This window comes from Acinetobacter nectaris CIP 110549 (assembly GCF_000488215.1).
Classification (GTDB): Bacteria; Pseudomonadota; Gammaproteobacteria; order Pseudomonadales; family Moraxellaceae; genus Acinetobacter; species Acinetobacter nectaris.
The window spans coordinates 1-3,474 of sequence record NZ_KI530716.1 but is presented as its reverse complement, the minus strand read 5'-3'; the positions used below and the strand labels follow the sequence as shown (position 1 = coordinate 3,474).

The window sequence follows — 3,474 nt, the reverse complement described above, 5'->3', positions numbered from 1 at the left end:
AGATTCAGCAGAACCAATTTCGTACAAAGTTGGTGATAAGCCCATAGGTTATGCATTGGACATTTGTAATAATGTTGTGGCTGATATAAAGAAAGTGTTGAACAAACCAAATTTGCAAGTCAACTATGAAACGGTTTATCCAATGACTAGAGTTCCTGCTGTTATGACAGGACAAATTGATCTAGAATGTGGAACAACAACCAATACTAAACAAAAAGCAGAACTGGTTGATTTTTCTACGAGTTACTTTCTTACAGAAGTTAGATTAGCTGTAAAAAGTAATACAGCGATTAATAATTTAAATGATTTAAATGGGAAAGTTATAGTTACGGCAAAGGGTACAACTGCTGATGATTACATAAGATCATTAAAAAGAAATAATTCAATTAATGTGAAAAATATTTATGGCTCAGATAATGAAGAAGCCTTTAATATACTTTCTTCTGGTAAAGCATCAGCAATACTTATGGATGATAATAATCTAGCTAGTTTAATAGCAAAATCAGGAAATCCAAAAGATTACAAATTTGTTGGTCCTATTCTTTCAACAGAACCTTATGGCATTATGATAGCTAAAAATAATCCCAAATTAAAATCCATAGTAGACAATATAATTACTAATATGTGGTTATCTGGTGATATGAATAAACTCTATAATAAGTGGTTTCAGTCACCTATCCCTCCAAAAAATTTAAATCTTAATATTCCACCTAATCAGTCTTTTAAAAACTTTCAAAAATCACCTAATGATCATGGTATCTAGTGATGATATTTAATTTCAATCTGAGAGTTTTGCTAAGCTATTTAAAATTAGTGATTATGTAGTTTTTCAAATTTAATTTTGTTTATAAACAAAATTTATGTAAGAATTATAGCTATGAAGACATTCTAATGGGGGTTAGGTTAGTGTCTAACAGAATGTTCTTCTAAACCCAAAGAGGGAATGAGAGCCTCCCCTTTGGGTTTCATTTATAAAAAAAGCTCATTCAAATATAGAATGAGCATAGAAAAAAATCTTCTTAATCACTAGAGGGGTGAGCCAAATTATTTGACTTGCACTATTATCCTTAATTAGTTTATTTATTAAAAATATTATCTATTTAGATTTTTTAAATAAAAAATTAATAAGTGTTGATTACTTTACAATCAAACAAAAAGCAAAAATGATATAGAAGAGTTTTTCATCTTCTATATTTAAAAAATAATGATATTACTGAATAAACTTAATATCTGTAGGTTGTCCAACCTGAAGAGCTATTCGTGTTGGTATTAAATAGCCTGTTTCTTGATTACGTTTAAATTCACTGATTATATTTGAATTAACATTTGCAACTAGTAAGTAATTCCCAGTTTGATCTAGTGAAAAAGATCTAGGCTCTTGTCCACCACTCATATGGCGAGTTACATATGATAACTTTCCTGTCATAGCATCGACCTTATAAGTAATAATCTCATTAATATCTTTGCGATTACCTACATATAAAAAATGATGATCAGGTGAAAAAATTAAGCCAGAACCACTTTTATATGAGTCTTGATCCTTTTCTGCTAATTTTTCTCTTTGAATTTGGATAAATTTATTATTTACCTTTTCAAATACAGTGACTTCAGCATTCATTTCTGAAGTTACATATGCAAATTTACCATCTTCTGAAAATATCATATGTCTTGGGCCACTTCCCATTGGAAAGTATAAATCTAAATTAACATTAGCATGTAAAGGTACTTTCTCATTGGGATGATAATCATATGCTCTTACAATATCTGATCCTAAATCAGCAACATAAAGATTTTTATGATCAGGACTGAATGTTACGGAATGAGCATGGCCAGAATCTTGCCGACCATGAATAATATGGCTGCCATCTAAGAATTTAATATTTTGAATTACTTCCCCTAACGTTCCATCTGCTAAGATAGGAAGGACAGAGATTCCTGATTTGTTCGGACCTACTGAATAATTAGCAATGAATAAGAATTTTCCATCATCAGACAAAGTCGAGTGTGTTGGGTGATCTCCTAAGCTACTTACTTGATTAAGTTTTTTCAAAACTCCGTGAGTATCTATAGAAACTGATGTTACTGTACCGTCTTTGGTTTCATTGGTAATATATGCAAATTTAGAATCTTTAGAAAGAGTAATCCAAGAAGGATCTTGCATTTTAACTTCGCTCAATGGAAGTAAAGTTCCATCACTATTCAACTGTACCGTATATATACCCTGACTTGCAAAATCAGAGGATAGCTTTGTGCTTTCAGGCATTCCAGACCAAGTACCAATTAAGAATTTTTGTGGTGTGGTTATAGAATCAACAGAAGCGAAACTGATATTACAGGAGATTGCTAAGACACTGGAGATTAAAACTGGAAAGAAATTTAACTTTATCATTTATATTTAGCCTATTTATAAAATAAAAGTTATTAAAAAATAATAACTTCATAATATTATCTTAGTTAAAATAATATACATTAATTAATTATTAAATAATAATAGAATATAAATTTTGAGGAAAAAATCATGGCTTTTATATTAGACTTTTTAAGTAGCAGAATAGATGGATTTCTTGCAGCATCAATTTTAGATTCGGAAAGTAGTTTACCCTTGATTACTGAAAATCATGGAAAGTTCGATCTTGATATTTTTACTGCAATGAGTGCTAAATTTCTTAGGATGCAAAATGAAATTGTTAATTTATTAGCTGCGGAGAAAGTTGAAGGCATTCAAGTTTCATCTCTAGAACATTACCATATCATTCATCCTTTAAAAGAATATCCAACTTTATTTTTATATATCATTTTAGAAAAAAAATTGGCTAATCTTGGAATGGTATATATCACCATTAAGGAATTTGAAGAAAAATACAATTTCATATAAAAAGAGTAAATACATTGTATTTACTCTTTTTTCCGCTCTTAGTATATTTTTATAATCAAAAAAAATTACTCAATACTTTGAAGTTCTAAATCAATAATTAGAGATACATTTTCAGGTAGAGATGTCCCTAACTCTTTTGTATCTGAATTTAGTCCAGCTGGTATAAAGAATCTAGTTTTACCTTTTTCTCTCATGGTTTCAATACCATCGGCTAAAGCAGGTGTTAAATGATTCAATCGAATAAATTTATCTGATTGTTTAGAAATAACTTTATCATTTAGATCTTTAACTTCATAAGAAATACGTACGTTATGCTGTACGTGTGGTATACGACCAAGTCCAGCTTTTAATACTTGATATTGTAAACCGGAATCTGTTGTTACAATCCCTAAACGACGACCATTTTCAGCAAAGAAAGTTTTGTCATTTAAACCATTACGGCTAACATTAGGCTGTTGCTCTATATTTCTTCTGGATTCATTTTGTTGAGAGCTTTCTCGATCTTGACGTCGTTCAGTACTTCTATTTTGTGACTCACGTTCATCTCTTCTTTGTTCAGTATTATTTCTTCTTGAAGAAGTATTTTCTTGAGTGTTATC

The 3,474-nt window shown here is 29.9% G+C and carries 4 protein-coding genes; 2 read left to right on the top strand and 2 right to left on the bottom strand.

Going from position 1 to position 3,474, the window contains the following annotated elements:
• On the top strand, nt 1-763 hold a 763-nt coding region (locus P256_RS06390), incomplete at its 5' end, for an amino acid ABC transporter substrate-binding protein (RefSeq protein ID WP_023272870.1).
• A gap of 447 nt (nt 764-1,210) precedes the next feature.
• Here the strand turns inward: P256_RS06390 and P256_RS06385 are convergent.
• Nucleotides 1,211-2,389: a lactonase family protein gene (locus tag P256_RS06385; protein WP_023272869.1), complete on the bottom strand. Its 1,179-nt coding sequence runs from the start codon at nt 2,387-2,389 to the stop codon at nt 1,211-1,213.
• Nucleotides 2,390-2,518: 129 nt separating this feature from the next.
• Here P256_RS06385 and P256_RS06380 point away from each other — a divergent pair, with 129 nt between their 5' ends.
• Nucleotides 2,519-2,875, top strand: coding sequence for a roadblock/LC7 domain-containing protein (locus P256_RS06380; protein WP_023272868.1), 357 nt, complete (start codon nt 2,519-2,521; stop codon nt 2,873-2,875).
• 65 nt (nt 2,876-2,940) lie between these two features.
• On the opposite strand, the gene P256_RS06375 is transcribed toward P256_RS06380, so the two are convergent.
• Nucleotides 2,941-3,474, bottom strand: a 534-nt coding sequence (locus P256_RS06375; protein ID WP_023272867.1) for an FKBP-type peptidyl-prolyl cis-trans isomerase N-terminal domain-containing protein, incomplete at its 5' end; no start/stop codon positions are given.